This window comes from Spirillospora sp. NPDC048911, assembly GCF_043198015.1.
GTDB lineage: Bacteria > Actinomycetota > Actinomycetes > Streptosporangiales > Streptosporangiaceae > Spirillospora.
Map to the genome: position 1 here is coordinate 464,086 of NZ_JBICUD010000003.1, position 18,197 is coordinate 482,282.

General features: G+C 70.6%; 18 protein-coding genes. 6 read left to right on the top strand and 12 right to left on the bottom strand.

Annotated elements, in window-relative coordinates:
* Positions 1-30: 30 nt before the first annotated feature.
* Positions 31-909, top strand: coding sequence for an alpha/beta fold hydrolase (locus ACGFNU_RS16250; protein WP_392594209.1), 879 nt, complete (start codon positions 31-33; stop codon positions 907-909).
* A gap of 21 nt (positions 910-930) precedes the next feature.
* Complete coding sequence (locus ACGFNU_RS16255) at positions 931-1,872, top strand: MBL fold metallo-hydrolase (RefSeq protein WP_392594211.1); 942 nt, start codon at positions 931-933, stop codon at positions 1,870-1,872.
* 2 nt (positions 1,873-1,874) lie between these two features.
* Here the strand turns inward: ACGFNU_RS16255 and ACGFNU_RS16260 are convergent, their stop codons facing one another.
* From ACGFNU_RS16260 to ACGFNU_RS16270, 3 genes are all read right to left on the bottom strand, one after another.
* On the bottom strand, positions 1,875-2,645 hold the full coding sequence (locus ACGFNU_RS16260) for a hypothetical protein (protein WP_392594213.1): 771 nt from the start codon (positions 2,643-2,645) through the stop codon (positions 1,875-1,877).
* Positions 2,632-4,017, bottom strand: a complete 1,386-nt coding sequence (locus ACGFNU_RS16265) for a substrate-binding domain-containing protein (RefSeq protein WP_392594214.1) — start codon at positions 4,015-4,017, stop codon at positions 2,632-2,634. The genes ACGFNU_RS16260 and ACGFNU_RS16265 overlap by 14 nt, the downstream gene beginning before the upstream one ends.
* A 107-nt stretch (positions 4,018-4,124) precedes the next feature.
* Positions 4,125-5,300: a hypothetical protein gene (locus ACGFNU_RS16270; protein WP_392594216.1), complete on the bottom strand. Its 1,176-nt coding sequence runs from the start codon at positions 5,298-5,300 to the stop codon at positions 4,125-4,127.
* A 100-nt stretch (positions 5,301-5,400) separates the two neighbouring features.
* On the opposite strand from ACGFNU_RS16270, the gene ACGFNU_RS16275 reads away from it, so the two are divergent.
* Both ACGFNU_RS16275 and ACGFNU_RS16280 read left to right on the top strand, forming a co-directional pair.
* A complete protein-coding gene (locus ACGFNU_RS16275) occupies positions 5,401-5,973 on the top strand; it encodes a hypothetical protein (RefSeq protein WP_392594217.1) in 573 nt (190 codons plus the stop codon).
* Positions 5,960-6,292, top strand: coding sequence for a hypothetical protein (locus ACGFNU_RS16280; RefSeq protein WP_392594219.1), 333 nt, complete (start codon positions 5,960-5,962; stop codon positions 6,290-6,292). The genes ACGFNU_RS16275 and ACGFNU_RS16280 overlap by 14 nt, the downstream gene beginning before the upstream one ends.
* Here the strand turns inward: ACGFNU_RS16280 and ACGFNU_RS16285 are convergent.
* From ACGFNU_RS16285 to ACGFNU_RS16325, 9 genes are all read right to left on the bottom strand, one after another.
* A complete protein-coding gene (locus ACGFNU_RS16285; protein WP_392594221.1) occupies positions 6,280-6,753 on the bottom strand; it encodes a macro domain-containing protein in 474 nt (157 codons plus the stop codon). The two genes, ACGFNU_RS16280 and ACGFNU_RS16285, sit on opposite strands and share 13 nt — an antisense overlap.
* 69 nt (positions 6,754-6,822) lie before the next feature.
* Positions 6,823-7,755, bottom strand: a complete 933-nt coding sequence (locus ACGFNU_RS16290; protein ID WP_392594222.1) for a LamG-like jellyroll fold domain-containing protein — start codon at positions 7,753-7,755, stop codon at positions 6,823-6,825.
* Positions 7,752-9,869 carry a PQQ-dependent sugar dehydrogenase gene (locus tag ACGFNU_RS16295; RefSeq protein WP_392594224.1) on the bottom strand — a complete coding sequence of 706 codons (2,118 nt, stop codon included), beginning with the start codon at positions 9,867-9,869 and terminating at the stop codon, positions 7,752-7,754. The genes ACGFNU_RS16290 and ACGFNU_RS16295 overlap by 4 nt, the downstream gene beginning before the upstream one ends.
* Before the next feature lie 67 nt (positions 9,870-9,936).
* Entirely contained in the window at positions 9,937-10,761 is an 825-nt protein-coding gene (locus ACGFNU_RS16300) for a sugar phosphate isomerase/epimerase family protein (protein WP_392594225.1), read from the bottom strand.
* Positions 10,758-11,900, bottom strand: a complete 1,143-nt coding sequence (locus ACGFNU_RS16305) for a dihydrodipicolinate synthase family protein (RefSeq protein ID WP_392594917.1) — start codon at positions 11,898-11,900, stop codon at positions 10,758-10,760. Before ACGFNU_RS16305 ends, ACGFNU_RS16300 begins: the two co-directional genes overlap by 4 nt.
* A gap of 2 nt (positions 11,901-11,902) precedes the next feature.
* Positions 11,903-13,057: a Gfo/Idh/MocA family protein gene (locus tag ACGFNU_RS16310; protein ID WP_392594227.1), complete on the bottom strand. Its 1,155-nt coding sequence runs from the start codon at positions 13,055-13,057 to the stop codon at positions 11,903-11,905.
* 52 nt (positions 13,058-13,109) lie between these two features.
* Positions 13,110-13,943, bottom strand: a complete 834-nt coding sequence (locus tag ACGFNU_RS16315) for an ABC transporter ATP-binding protein (RefSeq protein ID WP_392594229.1) — start codon at positions 13,941-13,943, stop codon at positions 13,110-13,112.
* A gap of 20 nt (positions 13,944-13,963) precedes the next feature.
* Positions 13,964-14,986 carry an ABC transporter substrate-binding protein gene (locus tag ACGFNU_RS16320; protein ID WP_392594231.1) on the bottom strand — a complete coding sequence of 341 codons (1,023 nt, stop codon included), beginning with the start codon at positions 14,984-14,986 and terminating at the stop codon, positions 13,964-13,966.
* A gap of 104 nt (positions 14,987-15,090) precedes the next feature.
* Complete coding sequence (locus tag ACGFNU_RS16325; protein ID WP_392594233.1) at positions 15,091-15,948, bottom strand: ABC transporter permease; 858 nt, start codon at positions 15,946-15,948, stop codon at positions 15,091-15,093.
* 193 nt (positions 15,949-16,141) lie between these two features.
* Here ACGFNU_RS16325 and ACGFNU_RS16330 point away from each other — a divergent pair, with 193 nt between their 5' ends.
* Complete coding sequence (locus tag ACGFNU_RS16330; protein WP_392594235.1) at positions 16,142-17,173, top strand: LacI family DNA-binding transcriptional regulator; 1,032 nt, start codon at positions 16,142-16,144, stop codon at positions 17,171-17,173.
* Between the two features lie 66 nt (positions 17,174-17,239).
* Positions 17,240-18,190 carry a HEAT repeat domain-containing protein gene (locus ACGFNU_RS16335; protein ID WP_392594236.1) on the top strand — a complete coding sequence of 317 codons (951 nt, stop codon included), beginning with the start codon at positions 17,240-17,242 and terminating at the stop codon, positions 18,188-18,190.
* Positions 18,191-18,197: the final 7 nt, after the last annotated feature.

The following is an 18,197-nucleotide window of genomic DNA, read 5'->3' on the forward strand; positions in this document are numbered from 1 at the left end:
TGATCCCGTAACCCTCGATTGGAGATCGACATGGCACCCAAGATCAGCGCATTCGACTACCGGCGCGTGCCCGTCGCCGACGGCGTGGCGCTCAACGCCGCCGTCGGCGGCTCGGGCAGCCCGATCGTGCTGCTGCACGGCTTCCCGCAGACCCACCTGATGTGGCGGCACGTCGCGGCCGACCTCGCCGCCGACCACACCGTCATCTGCCCCGACCTGCGCGGTTACGGAGACAGCGACAAGCCCGCCGAGGCGGACGGCGAAACCTACTCCAAGCGCACCATGGCGGCCGACATCATCGCGCTGGCCAGCGCGCTCGGGCACGACCGGTTCGCCCTGGCCGGGCACGACCGGGGCGCGCTGGTCGCGATTCGCGCCGGCCTCGACCACCCTGAGACGATCACCCATCTGGCGTCGCTCGACGTGCTGCCCACCCTCGACATGTGGGACGTGATGCGCGGAGCGTCCGCCGCGGTCGGCTTCCACCTCTACCTGATGGCCCAGCCGCCCGGCCTGCCGGAGCAGCTGATCGGCGCCAGTCCGGACGCGTTCTTCGGCCACTTCCTGGACCTGTGGGCGCAGGACCCCGAGGCGATCCCTGCCGACGTGCGCGCCGCGTACCTGAAGGCCTGCCGGGAGGCGGTCCCGTCGATCGTCGCCGACTACCGGGCGTCCGCGTTCGCCGACGTCGAGCACGACGAGGCCGACCGCCGGGCCGGGAACGTGCTGCGGATGCCGGTCACGGTCCTCCAGCAGGACTGGGGCGCCGCGCTCGGCTTCGACGCCGCCGCCCGGTGGCGGGCCTGGGCGCCGGACCTGGAGCACGCCACGGTGAGCTGCGGCCACTTCATGGCGGAGGAGGCCCCGGCCCAGGTGGTGAAGGCGCTGCGGGCCTTGCTCGCCCGTTGAGCATCCGGTAGACCACTGGCCATGAGCAGCACCGCGCACGACATCACCACGCCCGCCCCGCCTCACCTCGAGGAGGTCAGCGAGGGGATCTTCGGCTACATCCAGCCGGACGGCACGTGGTGGATCAACAACACCGGCTTCCTGGCCGGTACGCGGGGCGTGGTCAGCGTCGACGCGTGCTCCACCGAACGCCGGACGCGGGCGTACCTCGCCGCGATCGGCTCGGTGACGTCGCAGCCTGTGCGGACCCTCGTCAACACCCATCACCACGGTGACCACACGTTCGGCAACTACCTCTTCGAGGGCGCGACCATCGTCGCCCACGAGGGCACGCGCGAGGGAGCGATCGCGTGGGGCCGGCCGTTCGACGAGCCGTACTGGACCAAGGTCGAATGGGGGGACGTGGAGATCGAGCCCGCGTTCCTCACCTACGCCGAGGGCGTCACGGTGTGGGTCGACGACCTGCGGTGCGAGGTCCGGCACGTGGGCGGCCCGGCGCACACGACCAACGACTCGATCGTGTGGATACCGGACCGGCGCGTGCTGTTCTGCGGCGACCTGCTGTTCAACGGGGGCACGCCGTTCCTGATGCAGGGTTCGGTGCGCGGCGCGATCACGGTGCTCGAAGAGGTGATCGCGCCGCTCGGCGCGGAGACGATCGTGCCCGGGCACGGTCCGGTCGCGGGCCCCGACCTGATCGAACGGGTCGTGGGCTACGCGCGGTTCGTGCTCGCCACGGCGGAGAAGGGCAAGGCCGCGGGCCTGTCGCCGCTGGAGCTCGCACGCGAGACCGACCTCGGCCCGTACGCCGAGCTCAGCGACTCCGAACGGATCGTCGGCAACCTCTACCGCGCCTACGCCGAGCTGGACGGTGCCGAGCCGGGCGCGCAGATCGATCTGATGGCAGCGCTGAACGACATGATCACGTTCAACGGCGGCCGGCCCCTGACCTGCCGCGCCTGAGGTCAGCGGAAGATCGCCACCGGATGGAGGTCGAGGACGCGGGCCTCGGGATCCCAGCCGTTCACCTTGCCGAGGCAGCGGGCGTGGAACCGTTCGACGCGTTCGTCCTGGTCCTGCATCCCGCCCGCGGAACAGGTGATCTTCACGTGCGGGGAGGGCCCGTCGTCCGCCGGGGAGACTCCGTACGGGGCCAGGAACGTCACCCTGTCGCCGGCCGGCTCGGACAGCTGGAAGAGGCCCGTCACCGAGACGTAGTGGCCGCGCAGGTCGCTGAGGCGAAGGGATCGGGCGTTGCCGCCGAGCACCTTGGCCACGGCGGGGCCGGGCAGGATCGTGCCGTCGGTGAGATCGGCGTAGACGACGCCGTCGCGCTCTTCCAGCAGGCTCATGACCTCGGAGATGACGCTGATCGGCTCCTTCTCCTCGATGTAGCTGAGGAGCCGCTCGTCGCTCACCTCCTTGCCGCCGCCCCCGCCCAGGCCGTAGACCGTTCCCCAGGCCTCGCGGGACCTGCTCTCGGTCGTCCGCTCGACGACCTGGCGGACCAGGGCCGGGCGGGACCGGCTGGTGCGGTAGATGCCCATGACCAGGCGGGCGTTGAGGTAGACGCAGATGTCGATCAGGCCCTGGCCGCGCGCGGTGCGGGACCGGCGCTGGCGGCGGTAGGCCGCGGCCGCGTAGACGGCCAGGCCGGCGAAGGACGCGAACGTGGCGAGCCATACGAGCATCCACGGCATGTTGATGCTCCGCCACAGGCTGTCAGCGACACCCACGGATCTCCTTGAGGGCTTCGAGCAGGGACGGCCGGGTGTCGCCGTCGACGAGCCGCCCGCCGGTGGCGGTGGCCGCCCGGCGAAGGCCGTCCCGGTCGGCGGCACCGAAACCGACGGCGAACGTGGGAACGGCGCGCGGCCGCTCGTGGCGCAGGAATTCGGGGAGCGTGATGCCGGCGTTGTTCCGGCCGTCGGTCATGAGGACGATCGACGTCCGCCGGGAGCCGTCCCCGGCCCTCTGGTACGCGCCGTCGAGCGCGGACCAGATCGCGGTGCTGCCGTCGAAGTCGTCGGTGTCGATGAAGTCGCGGAGCCGCTCCATCGCGCCGGGTGCGCCGACGGTGAAGGTCTTCTCGGCCAGCGCCCGCCCGCCGAAGCGGACGACCGTGACCTCCTCGCCCTGGTGGAAGCGCACGAAACGGCCCACCGACGAGCCGTCCGCGCCGCCGAGACCGGCGAAGGCCGACTTGACGGAGACGATGCGGGCCCCCGCCATGGAACGGGAGAAGTCGAGCAGGAACACCACCCGGTCCGGCTTGCGCTCGGCCGGGTCGTCGTAGTTGGCGAGCAGGGTGTCGATGACCTTCTTCTGGCCGGGGAAGAAGAGGGCGTTGCCGACCGGGGCCCGCAGCCGGGGGTCGCGCGCCACGTCCGGGCCGAGCGGGCGCCGCAGCGTCCGCCGCATGATCTTCCGCTGCACCTCGTCGCTCTTGAGCCAGCCGACGACCTTGTCGTACGCGGCGCGCTTGGCGGGATCCAGGAGCAGCAGCGGGTAGTCCGACATCACCATGCCGTCCCGCGGATAGACGACCTGCAGCGGCTTTTTGAGCCTGCCCGACGCGTTGAGGGAGAGCAACGTCGATTCGTGGGCGATGAGGCCCTCGGTCTGGTCCTGGTTCGCCACGTACTCGTCGACGAGCTTCGACGAGGACCGGGCGGCACGGGTCTGGCCGGTGAAGAAGCCGCGGAGCCGGTCGCAGGTGACGTCCTGCGGCCGCAGCGCCCCGCCCCGCGCGGCGGTCGCCACTCCGACCAGCGCCGCGAGGCCGCTCCCGTTGGTCCTCGGGTCCGCCATCGCGAAACGGAGCCGCCCCTGACCCGCCGCGTCGGCGACGTCGGCCCACGAGGGATCTTTGGGCAGCCTCGCCGCGGTCTCTGGCTTCAACCCGATGACCACTGGTGAGAGCATCGTCGTGTTGCTGAGCGGCGGTTCCCTGCGCACACCCGCCTTCATCTTCAGCCGGAAGTAGCGGTCGGACGACAACCAGGCCAGATCGTGGTGATAGCGGCCGGGCTCCAGCGTGTCGTCGCTGTAGTCCATGCGCAGCTTGACGCCCGTGTCGCGTTCGAGATCACCGAGCAGCGGCGCCATGTCGGCAAGCTCGGACCCGGCGAGAACACTCAGCTGCGTCGAGGCCGAACCGTCGAAACTGCAACCGGCGGCCAGGAGAACGAGAGCCGCCAGACCCCGCCGCGCCCTCACGAGGGTTTGCTCTCGGAGCAGCCGACCTCGACGAGCATCTTCTCAAGGTCCCCGACCGAGGGCAGCACGGTCCGGGTGAGGTCCGGCGTCGTCATGGCGGGCGCCGGGATCCGCCGTTCGTCCAGGAACGCCCCGAGCTGCTTGCCGGGCGGCGCGCCCGGATTGTCGAGAATCCGATACCCCAGCTCCACGGCCCGCCGCCGCAGTTCGGAGTCGCTGACGATGAGCTCGCCGAGCCGGTCGCCCTTGTCGTTGAACGAGATGAGCTCCGGAAGCGGGAAGAAGCCCGGCTGGGGATACATCAGCACCCGTTCACCGTCGGAACGGTCGAGCTGGTACGCCAGGAACTGGTGCTCGTACACCACGATGATCGGCGCGATCTGCCGCCCCTCGGGCGCCGCGTACGTCTTGAAGATCTCCGAGGTCGGGAGCCCCTGCTCGGTCAGCAGCGGCTTGATCCTCCTGGCCAGCGCGACGGCCTCCTGGGCGCTCCCCACCGCCCTGTTGCCGTTCTCGACGAACGCGATGAGCCCCATGTACGTGGCGGCCGAGTTGGCCGCGCACAGATCCGGTGTCTGCGCCAGCACGAGGTTGCCGTTCGACATCCCATGCTGCTTGATGCCCAGATCGTTCCAGCGCTGCCCGCCCTTGACGAGCTCCAGGAAACGCTTCATATCGAGGTCGTAGTAGAGCGACCCGGCCTTCTCCTGCCTTCGCGCAACCCCCTTGCCCCGCAGCGTCTCCGCGTACTCCCGGAAAGTGGCCAGCACGATGGGACTGACGAACGGCCGGAACTGCTTGGCACGCAACCCCTTCGCGTTCCGCGAATCCAGAATGAGCCGCGCGGCCGGCTGCCCCGACGGAAAGGCGAAGTCGTACCCGCCGAGCGAGTTGACCGCGACCTCCCTGCTCGACGACCTCGTGATCTGCACCCGGATCCCATGCCGCATCAGGATCCGCTGGACCTCGGCGTCCTCGAAGTAGTCGCCCTTGGACGCCAGCTTGCCCTTGACGACCAGCACCCGTTCCAGCGGCAGGAGCAGCTTCTCCTGCGAGCCGAGTACCCCGAGCCCCACCAGCGGCGCCACCGCCATGGCGGCGAACCTGAGCAGGAACCGCCGCCGCAGGAAGACCGGAACCGGCCGCCTGAGAACATTGAGCGTCGGTTCCACGGTGCCTCCCGCCATGACACAGGCCGCTGACGATTAGAGGCCCTGCCGCACCATCCGGTTCCTGCACAACGTAAGGTCGGTCACGGGAAGGGGCAAGATCGTGCAGCACGCGTTCGCCTACGACGAGGTGGCGATCCTCGTCCGCCACTGGTTCGAGATCGACCTCAACGACAGCCACCTCGAACACGGGACGCGCCTGGAGCTCCGGCGCCTCGTCCCGCAGGACCGGCGTGGCACGGAGTCAGCGGCCCAGAAGATCCTGGTCGACCAGCCCCTCTGGCGCGCCGACCTCTTCGACCGCCTCGACGAACCGCCGGGCAACTTCACAGCCGCTCATTACCACCCGTTCTTCACGGGCCCAGAACCGAGCGAACGCCATTACCTCCAAGAACCTCCCTGGCAATGGCTCCAAGAAGAACTCACAAACCCCACCGGCCTGACCGATCTGCAACTAACCGCCTGGGACGTCGAGGACATCACGTCAGACGCCGCGGAAATCATCGAAACGGCCCGCCGCCGCGCGGCCACCGAGTGCACGTCCATCGAACAGTGCTTCGCCTGGACCCGCGACGCGCGCCGAACCGTCCACCTCATGCTCGACCAGCTCGAACGCCCCGACCTCCTCGACAGAGACCACGTCCTCCCCTGGTCACGCGGTCATGCGGGACTATGAGCATCTGAAGGCCGCGCTCCGCGAGGAAGGAGAGGCGCTCCTCGAAGCAGACTCCCCCGCCGACGCCCTCTTCGGCTGGCTGCGCTCGTACATCACCCGCACCGCCACCCATCGCGGCCTGACCGCCGACGAGTCCATGCACGCGACCGCGTCCGCCCTCCTGACCCGCGCCCAGCGATCCGGCGCCGTCCGCGCCGACCTGACGGCCACCGACCTCCTCGCCCTGGCGAACGGCATCGCCCTGGCCACCCGCGACCCCGACCAGACCCGCCGCCTCCTGCGCTTCCTCCGCCAAGGAACGTCCGGTCAGGTGTCGTAGATCGTGACGTCCAGGTTTCTCGTGGTCAGGTTGGCGGTGATGAGGGGCTCTACGCGTTCCCATTTGCCTCCGGCCAGGCCGCAGCCTATGCGGGGCATGTGGATGGAGGCTTTGAGCGCCTTTGCTTGGGGGGCCAGGGCGGCCAGGCACTTGTCCAGGGCCTCGTAGCGGATCGGCGGGCCCTTGCGGCTGGGCTTCATGCCGCGCTGGGCCACCATGTTGGCTACCCAGATGTACGGGGTCGCCTGGACGAGTTGGATGCTGCCCAATCCGAAGTCGTTGTGCGCCCGGTCGCGGTGCCAGGCCCGGTAGGCCGCCTCCGGCTCGGGCCAGCGGCGTGAGATCGCCAGCACGAAGCCCTTGCCCCAGCCGCCGAGGTCGTTGCACACGTGCGCGATGACCTTGACGCCCTTGGCCTGCGGCGACGTCGCGTCACCTTGCAGGTATCGAATCTCCCCCACAGATCGGACCATAGCGGTGGGGTCGGACGGTCGTCCCTCCCGGGAGCGGGCCCGGGAGGGACGCGCGTGCTACTTGGTCAGGCGGTACTGCCAGTAGATCTCTCGGTCGGTCAGGGCTCGGTCGTAGAACTTCAGGCCGTCCATGCGGCAGTTGCAGGGGTTGCCCTCGCGGTCGTTCTGCGGGTAGCTGCCGCCGATCTTGATGCCGCGGGGGTCGGTGGCGGAGGCCAGGTCGGGCTCGGGCGGGCCTTCGACCGCCCAGGGGTCGCCCGGGAGGACGTAGGAGCCGTCGAGGGCCTTGCCGTTCTTGTAGAGCTTCATCGTGCCGGTGTCGAAGTCGAACGTGGCGGCGAGGGCGACCCAGGTGTTCTGGGGTAGCACCTGTTGCCACGGCTGGTTCGCGGCGAACGTCTGGGAGGACGCGCCGTCCACGCGGCGGCCCAGGGCCACGACGCGGAGCTCGCCCGAGACGCTGATGACCTCCAGGAGGGCCCGTACGTCATGGCCCGAGGAGTTGCCGGTGAGCACACCGGCGAGGCCGACCGCGTTGTACTTGTCGTTCGGGTCGGCCGAGTTGGAGTTGGGGCTCGGGTTCTGGCCGGTCATCTTGAACCAGCCCGAGATCGTGACCTGCTTCACCCCGTTGAAGGCGTGAAGGCTGGGGACTCCCGTGGGCGAGAAGATGCCCGCCTTCCAGTCGTCGTTGCCCGCGGTTGTGGGGTTGACCTGGCCCAGCTGGAGGGCGTTGCGGCTGCCTCGGTACGCGCGGTCGCGCACGCGCATGGCCGCGCCGCCGTTCACCAGGTCGATGGGGGTGCCGGAGCGGCCCCGGTCACGTTCCTGCGCGGGGTTGCCCCGGACGGGGTGGTCGAAGTCGTACGAGGCGATCAGGTGCCGGCGCAGGTTGTCTGGGTGGGCCGCCGCAGGGGTTGCAGCGGCCACCACGAGCGACCCACCCAGCGCGGCGGTCGCGAGGGCCGCCGCCGTCTTCGTGATCCTCATCGGCCCGCCCGGGTTCCGGTGACCTTGAGGTCGCGGATACGGCCGATGTTGTCGAACGAGCCGAAGCCGATCCGGCCCGTCGGGAACGTCTTGTCCACGGCGGTCATCAGCGGCTTCTTCGCGCCGTCCATGTAGACGGCGGTCTCGCCCGTGTCGGCGCAGTGACGCAGCCGGACCTTGTGCCAGGCCTCATCCTTCACGGCGGGCGCCGCGCCCACCGAGCGCACCGCGTCCCACTGGTCGTCCAGCCGCAGCCGGTCGGCGTTGTTGACGTTGAAGATGCCGTTGTGCGGATAGATCGTGTTGTCCGACGAGAGGTGGGCGTACGAGAACTCCAGGTCGGAGCGGTAGCCGTACACGAGGATCACGTCCCGGTTGGAGATCGAGACCGGCGTGTCGAGCCTTACCTTCGCTTCGAGCTGGAACGAGCCCCAGGCCGGGCCCGCGTTCAGGACGGAGTATTCGAACGGGCGGCGGGGGCCGGGGCGCGCCGCGCCCGCTTCGGCGAGGATCGCCTCCTTGCCGGGGAACTGCCACTTGGACGGGGTGACCGGCGTCCAGTTCTTGGCCGCCATCACGTGCCGGACGGGGGTGTGGCCGATCTTGCAGTCCGCGAACGTGCGGGTGCCGGTGACCTTCCAGATCTTCCCGTTGGCCTTGGCGAGCAGGTAGAGCTCACCGGAGCCGTCCCGGCCGATCCGCAGGTCGGGACGCTTGGGGTCGCCGATGGAGCCGGGGCCCGACAGGTCCGCCATCGAGACGCGCTTGCCGGCGGCGTCGTAGATCATGAGCTGGTTGAGCGTGGCGGGCTTGCCGCCGAGCCTCATGTCCCGCTCTTCGGTGTAGAAGATCCGGCCGTCGACCAGGTCGTCGAAGACGTACTTGCCGCGCAGTGCCGGGATCTTGTTGCCGCGGTAGACGAAGCCGCCCGCGACGGCGCGGCCCACGTCGGACGTGCAGTTCCAGGTGGGCGGCGGGTTGTGGTCGTACATGGCGACCGGGTAGGTGTAGCCGTTCTTGGCGTCGTCGGCCGGCAGCGGGTAGAGCCGGTTGCAGGGGTTGGTCGCGGCGCGGTCGAAGACCCAGTTGCCCTCGCGGTCGCTCCAGCCGAGGTTCGAGCCGGGGCGCACGTCGTAGATCGCCTCGATGGCGTGCTCGCCGATGTGCCCGAGGAACATGCGGTGGCTGCCCCCCGGGTCCCAGCTGAAGCGGTGCGGGTCGCGCATGCCGTAGGAGTAGATCTCGCCGAGCGCGCCGGCCTTGCCGACGAACGGGTTGTCCTTCGGGATGCCGTACTGCCCGTTGACGCCGTCGGTGCCGCGCGGGTCGATGCGCAGGATCTTGCCGTGCGGGACCGAGAGGTCCTGCGGGACGGTCGTGCGGTTGCCGATGCCGCCGTCGCCGGCCGCGATGTACAGCACGCGGGCCTCGGCGCTGCCCGGCCGCGCGGTCGGGTTGAAGTCGATCTGCTGGATGCCGTGGATCTGCCCGGCGAATCCGAGCCTGAGGACCTCGCGCTTCGTTCCCTTGAACGTGTCGGCGGCGGGGTTCTCGGCCGTCCATTCGGTGACGATGCCGTGGTAGGTCGTGCCCGGCTGGGGCGGGAAGTCCGGCTGCTTGGTCGCGGCCGTGGCCAGCTCGGTGTGGACGGTGTAGAAGCGGCCGTTCTTCTTGAAGCCCGGGTCGAACGTGACGAACCCGAATCCCTGGCCCATGCCCCTGCCGGAGAAGAACGCGGGGGCGAACGTGGCGCCGACGTCGAGGTAGGTCTTGGGCGTCTGGCCCTTCTCGACGAGGTACAGCTTGCCGTTCAGGTCCGGCACGTACTTGCGCCGCGAGCCGTCGGGGATCTCACCGAGGTGGTTGATGCGCGCGATGCGCATCAACCGCTGGTCGGTGGGCGCCGGCGTCGGCTCGGATTTGGGGAACTGCGCGAACTCCTCCACGGTGAGCCCGAGCCCGGAGGCGATCGGGTCCTCCGGGATCGGGTCGAGGATCGGATCCCCGGGAGGGGCCGATCGTGCCTGCGCGGAAGCCGCGTGCGCCGGCGCCACCTGCAGTGAGGCGGCGACGGTCACGGCGATCGCTAGATGGAACCACCTTGTCTTGCGCATCCCACCCGTCCTTTGGTCGGTGTGAATTGAAAGCGCTTTCTGGATAGACCCCGATAGCCCCGATGGTTCAGGCGACGTGCTCGGTGAAGCGGTCCATGGTGAGGGACAGGGCCCCGGCACCGGACATCGCCCACAACTCCTCATTGAAGATCTCGACTTCGACGGGCCCCTCGTAGCCCGCCGCCTCCACGGCCTCCCGGAAACGACGTAGTTCGACGCAGCCGTCGCCGAGCATCCCTCGCCCGGTCAGCACGCCCTGCGGCAGCGGCGTGACCCAGTCGGCCACCTGGAAGATCGCGATGCGGTCCGCCGCCCGCGCGATGTCGTCGTAGGCGTCGACGTCCCACCACAGGTGGTACGTGTCGACCACGACCCCCACCTGCTCGACGGGCAGCGGTGCCGCCATGTCGAGGGCCTGGCCCAGCGTCGACACCACGCACCGGTCGGAGCAGTACATGGGGTGCAGCGGTTCGATGGCCAGGCGGACGCCGTGGCCGCCCGCGTACGGCGCCAGCTCGGCGATCGAGTCGGCGACCCGTTCGCGCGCGCCGTCCAGGTCCCGCGATCCGTCCGGCAGCCCGCCGCTGACCAGCACCAGAACGGGGGCGCCCAGCTCGGCCGCCTCCTCGATCGCGCGCCGGTTGTCGGTGAGCGGGTCGGCCTCCTGGAAGAACCCGCCCCTGCACAGTGACGTCACCGACAGCCCGGCGTCCCGGACGAGCTTGGCCGTGCGCGCGAGCCCGTACTCGGCGACCGGCTCGCGCCACAGCCCGACGCCCCGGACCCCGGCGTCCGCGCAGCCCGCGACCATGTCGGGCAGCGGCCAGTAGCGCGTCGTCCACTGGTTCAAGCTGAACGACCCGGCCAGCGCGGCATCCCACGACGGGCTCATTGCTGCACCCCCTGGACGGCCAGCCAGGCCCGCATCCTGGACGCGGCCAGGTCGGGATCCGGCAGCAGTCCCGCCGCGTCGGCGAGCGTGAAGAGCCTGACCAGGTGCGGGACGGAGCGGGCGCTCTCCAGGCCGCCGACCATGCGGAAGGCGCGCTGGTGCCCGGCCAGCCAGGCCAGGAACACCACCCCGGTCTTGTAGTAGTACGTCGGCGCGCCGAACAGATGCCGGGACAGCGGCACCGTCGGCCCGAAGATCTCCTCGTAGGCCTCGCCGTCGCCCGCGTCGAGGGCGCGCATCGCGGCGGCCGCCGCCGGGGCGATCGGGTCGAAGATGCCGAGGAGCGCGTCGCTGTGGCCTTCGGCGTCGCCCTTGATGAGCTCGGGATAGTTGAAGTCGTCGCCGGTGTAGAGCCGCACGCCCGCGGGCAGGCGGCGGCGCAGGGCGATCTCCTTGCCCGCGTCCAGCAGCGACACCTTGATGCCCTCGACGCGGTCGGCGTGCTCCTGGATGATCGTGAGCACATGGTCGGCGGCCACGTCCACGTCCGGCGAGCCCCAGTAGCCCTCCAGCGCCGGGTCGAACATCGGCCCCAGCCAGTGCAGCACGGCCGGACGCGACACCGACCCGAGCAGCCGCCCGTACACCTCGGCGTAGTCCTCCGGCCCGCCCGCGGCGGCGGCGAGCTGGCGGCTCGCCATGATCACGGGCACGGCGCCGGCGGCCTCGATGACCTCCAGCTGCTCCTCGTACGCGGCGGTGATGTCCGCCAGGGAGGCCGGACCGGCGGGCAGCTGGTCCGTCCCGGCGCCGCAGACGATGCGGCCCCCGCAGGCCGCCGCCTCGGCGCCGCTCCGCAGGATGAGCTCGCGGGTCGCGGCCCAGTCCAGGCCCATGCCGCGCTGCGCGGTGTCCATGGCCTCGGCCACGCCCAGGCCGTGCGACCACAGGTGGCGGCGGAACGCCAGCGTCGTGTCCCAGTCGAGCGATCCGCTGTCGCTCAGCGGGTCGACGACGACGTGCGCCGCCGCGTAGGCGGATCTGCGGGCGCTGGGGGCGGACGTGCGCCCGTAGGCCCGCGGCTCGCCCAAGGTGTACGGCGCCAGCGTGCCGTCAGCTTCGGGCAGATGGAGCTTCATCGTCACGTCAGCTCCGGGACCTCGAGGCGGCGGCCCTCCCGCCAGGCCTGCAACCCCAGCTCCGCCAGCTGGACGCCGCGCGCTCCGGCGTGGAAGTCCCACTTGAACGGGGCGTCCTCCACCACGTGCCGCAGGAACGCCTCCCACTGCACCTTGAAGCCGTTGTCGAACTCGGTGTTGTCGGGCACCTCCTGCCACTGGGCACGGAAGTCCTCGGTGGCGGGGATGTCGGGGTTCCAGACGGGCTTGGGCGTCATCGACCGGTGCTGGACGCGGCAGCGGCGCAGGCCCGCGACCGCGCTGCCCTCGGTGCCGTCGACCTGGAACTCCACGAGCTCGTCGCGGAAGACACGGGTCGTCCACGACGAGTTGAGCTGCGCGATGATGCCGCCTTCCAGCTCGAAGATGCCGTACGCCGCGTCGTCGGCCGTGGCCTCGTAGGGCTTGCCGTCCTCGTCCACCCGCTCGGGGATGTGCGTGGCGCCCAGGCACTGCACAGACTTCACCGGAGCCACGATCTCGTCGAGCACGTAGCGCCAGTGGCAGAACATGTCGGCGATGATGCCGCCGCCGTCCTCGACCCGGTAGTTCCAGCTCGGCCGCTGCGCCTCCTGCCAGTCGCCCTCGAAGACCCAGTAGCCGAACTCGCCGCGCACCGACAGGATCCGCCCGAAGAAGCCGCCCTCCACCAGCCGCCTCAGCTTCCTGAGGCCCGGCAGGAACAGCTTGTCCTGGACGACGCCGTGCTTGATGCCCGCCTCGTCGGCCAGCCGGGCCAGTTCCAGCGCGCCCGGCAGGTCATCGGCCAGCGGCTTCTCGGTGTAGATGTGCTTGCCCGCGGCGATCGCGGTGCGGATCGCCTCCGTCCGGGCGCCGGTGATCTGCGTGTCGAAGTAGATCTCGACACCGGGCCGGTCCAGCGCCTCGGCCAGGTCGGTGGTCCACTCGGTGAGCCCGTGCCGCTCGGCCAGGGCCTTGAGCTTGCCCGCGGTACGGCCGACGAGAATCGGCTCGGGCCACAGCACGGTCCCGTCCGCGAGGGTCAGCCCGCCCTGTTCGCGGATGGCCAGGATCGACCGGAGCAGATGCTGGCGGTAGCCCATCCGTCCGGTCACACCGTTCATGACCACGCCGATGGACCTGCGTTCCGTCCCCATGAATCCCCTTCGTTACAGCGACGAACAATGCAGACGATGCGAGGCGCGACCGTCAGTCGAGCGCCGGGCCGGCGCCGAGCAGCTCCCGGATGCGCCCGGTGGCGCGCGCGAACTCGGGCCGCGCCATGGTGGCGGAGTAGTCCCGCTCGGCGGGCAGCCCGACGTCGATGATCTCCTCGACGGTGCCCGGCCGCGGTGACATGACCACGACCCGGTCGGCGAGGTAGACCGCCTCCGCGATCGAGTGGGTGACCAGCACGACGGTCGTTCCGGTCTCCCGCCAGATGCGGTTGAGCTCGACGTTCATCTGCTCGCGCGTCAGGGCGTCCAGCGCGCCGAACGGCTCGTCCATGAGCAGCACCGGCGGCTCGTGGAGCAGCGCCCGGCACAGCGCCACGCGCTGCTGCATGCCGCCCGACAGCTCGTGCGGGTGGGCGTCCTCGAACCCGCGCAGCCCGGTCATCTCGATCAGCCGGTCCGCCCGCTCGCGCGCCTGCCCGGCGGGCATCTTGCGCATCTCGGCCTGGAGCAGGATGTTGCGGCGCGCGGTCCGCCATTCGAGCAGCGCGGCCCGCTGGAACACGTAGCCGATGTCGGGCCGCGGCCCGGTGACCTTCTCGCCGCGCAGCCACAGCCCGCCGCCGGACGGCTTGAGCAGGCCCGCGATCAGCTTGAGCAGCGTGGACTTGCCGCAGCCCGAGGGCCCGACGATCGCCACGAACTCGCCCATGCCGATGTCCAGCGACACCTTGTGCAGTGCCGTCACGTCGCGCTTCTTCGTCCGGAACCGGACCGCGACGTCGTCGATCCGCACCGCCGCCGTGTCGGCGTCGTCGCCCGCGGGCCCGGCCTTCGCCGCGGTCTCGTCCTCGCTGATGATCTTCACAGCCTTCCGCCAGCCCTCCGTCAGCCCTGGGGGGCCACGTCCGAGGCCCAGTACTTGTCCGGTGCCTCCGCCTTGCCGATCACTCCGGTCTGGGCGAAGAGGTTGATGGTCTGCGTCCAGTCGGCCGGGGTGTTGACGCCGGGCGCCTTGCCCTTGGTGGCGTCGGTGTGCAGCAGCGTGATCGTCGTCTTGAACTGGTCGGTGAGCACGGCGGGCGGCGGCAGCTGGGCGGAGGCGCCCTGCATGGACGCGACGGCGCCGGCCGGGTCCTTCTCGGCCGCCGCCCAGGCCTCGCTGGTGGCGGCGAACATGCGCTTGGCCAGGTCGGGCGAGCTCTTCAGCTTGCGGTCGCCGACGATGAGGCCGTTGGAGTAGTAGCTCAGCCCGAACGCGGAGAAGCGCACGTACGAGACGGGCTTGCCGGACTTGTTCTGCATGGTCGGGCCCTGGTCGTTGGCGTAGCCGATGAGGGCGTCGACCTGGCCCGACATCACCGCGGCCATCTTGCCGGCCGGGTCGGTGTTCTGGATCTTCACGTCGCCCTCGGCGAGGCCGTTCTTCTTCAGGAACACCGGGAACGTCTTCGACGGCGCGTCACCGGCCGTGGAGGCGATGCGCTTGCCCTTGAGGTCGGCCGGCGTCTTGATGGCCTTGCTCGTGAACGACTGCACCGACACCGGTGTGGTCTGCAGGAACACGCCGAGGCTCTTGACCGGAAGACCCTGGCCCACGCCCGCCATCAGCGGCGGCGTGTCCGCCCAGCCGAAGTCGGTCTGGCCCGCGCCGGTGGCCTGGACCGTCTTCTGCGAGCCCTGGCCGGCCTTGATGTCGATCGCGATGCCGTGCTTCTCGTAGATGCCCTGCTTCTTGCCGTAGTAGAACGGCGCGTGCTCGCCGTAGGGGTACCAGTTGAGCGTCAGCGTGACCTTGTCGAGCTCCTTGCCTGACGCGCTCTTGGTCTTGCCGCCCGAGTCGTCCCCGCCGCACGCGGCGGTCATCAGGATGAGCGGGACGAGGACGGCGGCGGATCTGCGGAGCCTCATGGGGGTGGACCTCCGGTCTCAGGGGGTCGATGCGTCGGTACGAGCGGTCGGTACGTCGGTACGAGGTGGTCGTCAGGACGGGTGGCGATCAGTACGGGTGGCCATCAGTACGAGGTGGTCACGGCCGAGCCACGGCGGCTGGCGTGCCAGGGGATGAGCAGCGCCTCGGCGAGCTCGACGAGGACGAACAGCACGACGCCGATGGCCGACATGACCACCAGCCCGGCGAACAGCATGGGGGTGTCGAGGTTGCCGTTGGCCTGGAGGATCACGTAGCCGAGGCCCTCGTTCGCGCCGACGAACTCCCCGACGACGGCGCCCGTGACCGCGAGCGTCACCGCGACCTTGAGGCCCGAGAACAGGTACGGCAGCGACGCCGGGAACCGGATCTTGGCGAACGTCGCCAGCGAGCCGGCGCCCATCGTGGCCGACAGCTCGAGCATCTCCGGATCGACGGCCTTGAGGCCGGTGACCATCGCGATGACCACCGGGAAGAACGAGATGAGGACCGCGACGAAGACCTTGGGCGTCATGCCGAAGCCCAGCCACACCACGAACAGCGGCGCGATCGCGATCTTGGGGATGACCTGCGCGAAGAGCAGGATCGGATAGAGGGTCTTCTCCACCGTCGAGGAGTAGACCATGACCACCGCGGCGAGCACCCCGAACGCCACCGCGAGCGCGAAGCCGAGCAGGGTCTCGTACGTCGTCACCCAGGTGTGCTGCCAGATGTAGTCCCACTTCTCGGTGAACACGTTGAGCGTCTTGCCGGGTGACGGCACCAGATAGGGCTTGACCAGCTCGGCCGCCGTCACCACCCACCACGCGGCCAGGCAGGCGGCGAGCAACGCCACCGGCCGCCACGACCGTTCCAGTGCGTCCCGCAGCCGGTCGGCCGGGCCGGGCTTGTCCCGTTCGGCCACGCCGGCCACCGGAACCCCGGAAACCGTGCCCTGACTCACCACGAGCACCTCCATCGGCGGTCTCAGAAAGCGCATTCAGAAAGCGCTTTCTGTAGTACGATATGGATGCCTTCCGGCAGGGTCAAGGGGTGAACCCCAGACGAATTGCGCGGCGCGCGGTTCGTCTCACGTGCGGCTCGACCGTTCCGGGCGGCGGTCAGGGCGCTGCAGGACGGGCTCGGGAGGGATCAGGATGGCCGGCGAACGGGCGCACGTGACACTCCAGGACGTGGCGCGGCGGGCGGACGTGTCGCTCGCCACCGCGTCCCGCGTGCTCAACGGCACCTCACAGGTACGGGCCGACCTGCGCGAGCGCGTGCTCGCCGCGGCGGCCGAGCTCGCCTACACGCCGAACGCCCACGCGCAGGCCCTCGCGGGCGTGTCGAGCCAGGCCATCGGCGTCATCTGCCACGACGTCAGCGACCCCTACTTCGCGGCCATAGCACGCGGCGTGATGCGCGCCGCCGCCGCGCACGGCCAGCTCGTCATGCTGGCCAGCACCAACCGCGACCCGCTCCGCGAGGTCGAGTACATCGCCATGCTCCGCGCCCAGCGGGCCCGGGCCATCCTGCTGATCGGCTCCGGCTTCGAGGACCGCGCCTGGGAACGGTCGATGGCCGCCGAGCTCGAACCGTACCTGAACGCGGGCGGCCGCGTCGCGGTGGTCAGCCGGCACCGCAGCCTGAAGGTCGACGCCGTGCTCCCGGAGAACCGCACGGGTGCCGCCGCCCTCGCCCGCGCGATGCTCGACCTCGGCCACCGCGACTTCGCGGTGCTGACCGGCCCCCGGGCGCTGACGACCGTGTCGGACCGGCTCGCCGGGTTCCGCGAGACCCTCGCCGAGGAGGGCGTCCAGCTCAGCGAGGACGCGGTCGTCGAGGGTGCCTTCACCCGCGACGGCGGGCATGCCGCCGCGACCGAGCTGATGCGCCGCGACCTGCGCCCGACCTGCGTGTTCGCCGTGACCGACGTGATGGCGATAGGAGCACTGACCGCCTTCCGCGACAACGGGCTGACCGTGCCGGACGACATCTCGCTCGCGGGCTTCGACGACATCCCGATCGTCGGCGACCTCACTCCCCCGCTCACCACCGTGGCGCTCCCCCTCGACGAGATGGGCGAACGCGTCACCAACCTCGCCCTGCGCGAGCCGCGCGGCCGGCGGAGCCGCGTCGAGCGCATCACCGGCAAGGTCGTCCTGAGGGCCAGCACCGCCCCGAGATGAGCCCCGACCGGGCGGTATTTGTCAACAGCAGCGGATTTTGTCAGCCGCGACTGTTACGTTCCCGCCGTGGAAATCGAGGCTCCCGAGCTCATCGAACTGCTGCAGGACCCCGACCCCGACGTCCGGCGCGGCGCCGTGTGGGCGCTGCGCGCGCTGAGCCCCGGCATCGTCCTGCCGCTTCTCCGCGACGCCCGCCGGTCGGGCCGCGGCCTCGCGCGCCGCCGCGCGCTGGAGGCGCTGCTGGCCGTCGGCGGCCCGGACGCTCTGGACGACCGCGACCGCGCCCTCCTCCGGCGGCTGATCCGTTTCCAGATCCCCGCCGAGGTGCCCGCGCCGATGCGCCTGTGCGGCTCGTGGTTCGCGCTGCCCACCGGCGACCGGGCCGCCGTCCTCGACGCGTTCGGCCTCGGTGATCCCGAGCCGGTCACCATGCGGCTCGGCGGCCTGACCTGGCACCACGACCAGCACGACGGGGGTGGCGGCTGCCCCGGCGCGGCGCACCGGGCGTGCTCGCGCGTCTATGTGAGTCCCGTGCTGGACGGCTGGACGCTGGTGTTCGGCGCGCCGTCCGACGACCAGCACCGCATCGGGCCCGGCGGGGACGACGCCTTCGAGGAGCGCCTCCGCGACACGATGCTGGCGCGGACCGCCGCGCTCAGCCTGCGGTTCGGCACCGTCCACTGGTACGGGATGGGCCACCGGCACGGGATGGACCGCGCGGATGGCTGGACGGCCTGGATCGTCGCGGCGAACGGCGAGGTCCTGCGCTACTACGACGCGTTCGAGCCCGACGACCAGCTCGGCCGCCCGCACCCCGCCGAGGAGGGCAGGCTCCTCCCCCACGAACGCTCGCTCGCCGACGGCGTCGAGAGCTGCGACGCCCGCACGGTCGCCGCTCAGGCCTCGGTCGATCCGGGCGCGCTCGGTCCCCATACCCGGGTCGAGGGGCACGGCGTGGTCGCGCTCACCGCGTGCGGCCGCGAGTACGGCCACCCGCGCGGCGCCCTGGAGATCTAGGTCCACG

Coding starts and splice junctions, on each gene's coding strand:
- ACGFNU_RS16250 (WP_392594209.1), top strand. CDS start 31: ATGGCACCCAAGATCAGCGCATTCGACTACCGGCGCGTGCCCGTCGCC.
- ACGFNU_RS16255 (WP_392594211.1), top strand. CDS start 931: ATGAGCAGCACCGCGCACGACATCACCACGCCCGCCCCGCCTCACCTC.
- ACGFNU_RS16265 (WP_392594214.1), bottom strand. CDS start 4,017: ATGGCGCCGCTGCTCGGTGATCTCGAACGCGACACGGGCGTCAAGCTG.
- ACGFNU_RS16280 (WP_392594219.1), top strand. CDS start 5,960: ATGCGGGACTATGAGCATCTGAAGGCCGCGCTCCGCGAGGAAGGAGAG.
- ACGFNU_RS16290 (WP_392594222.1), bottom strand. CDS start 7,755: ATGAGGATCACGAAGACGGCGGCGGCCCTCGCGACCGCCGCGCTGGGT.
- ACGFNU_RS16295 (WP_392594224.1), bottom strand. CDS start 9,869: ATGCGCAAGACAAGGTGGTTCCATCTAGCGATCGCCGTGACCGTCGCC.
- ACGFNU_RS16300 (WP_392594225.1), bottom strand. CDS start 10,761: ATGAGCCCGTCGTGGGATGCCGCGCTGGCCGGGTCGTTCAGCTTGAAC.
- ACGFNU_RS16305 (WP_392594917.1), bottom strand. CDS start 11,900: ATGAAGCTCCATCTGCCCGAAGCTGACGGCACGCTGGCGCCGTACACC.
- ACGFNU_RS16310 (WP_392594227.1), bottom strand. CDS start 13,057: ATGGGGACGGAACGCAGGTCCATCGGCGTGGTCATGAACGGTGTGACC.
- ACGFNU_RS16320 (WP_392594231.1), bottom strand. CDS start 14,986: ATGAGGCTCCGCAGATCCGCCGCCGTCCTCGTCCCGCTCATCCTGATG.
- ACGFNU_RS16330 (WP_392594235.1), top strand. CDS start 16,142: ATGGCCGGCGAACGGGCGCACGTGACACTCCAGGACGTGGCGCGGCGG.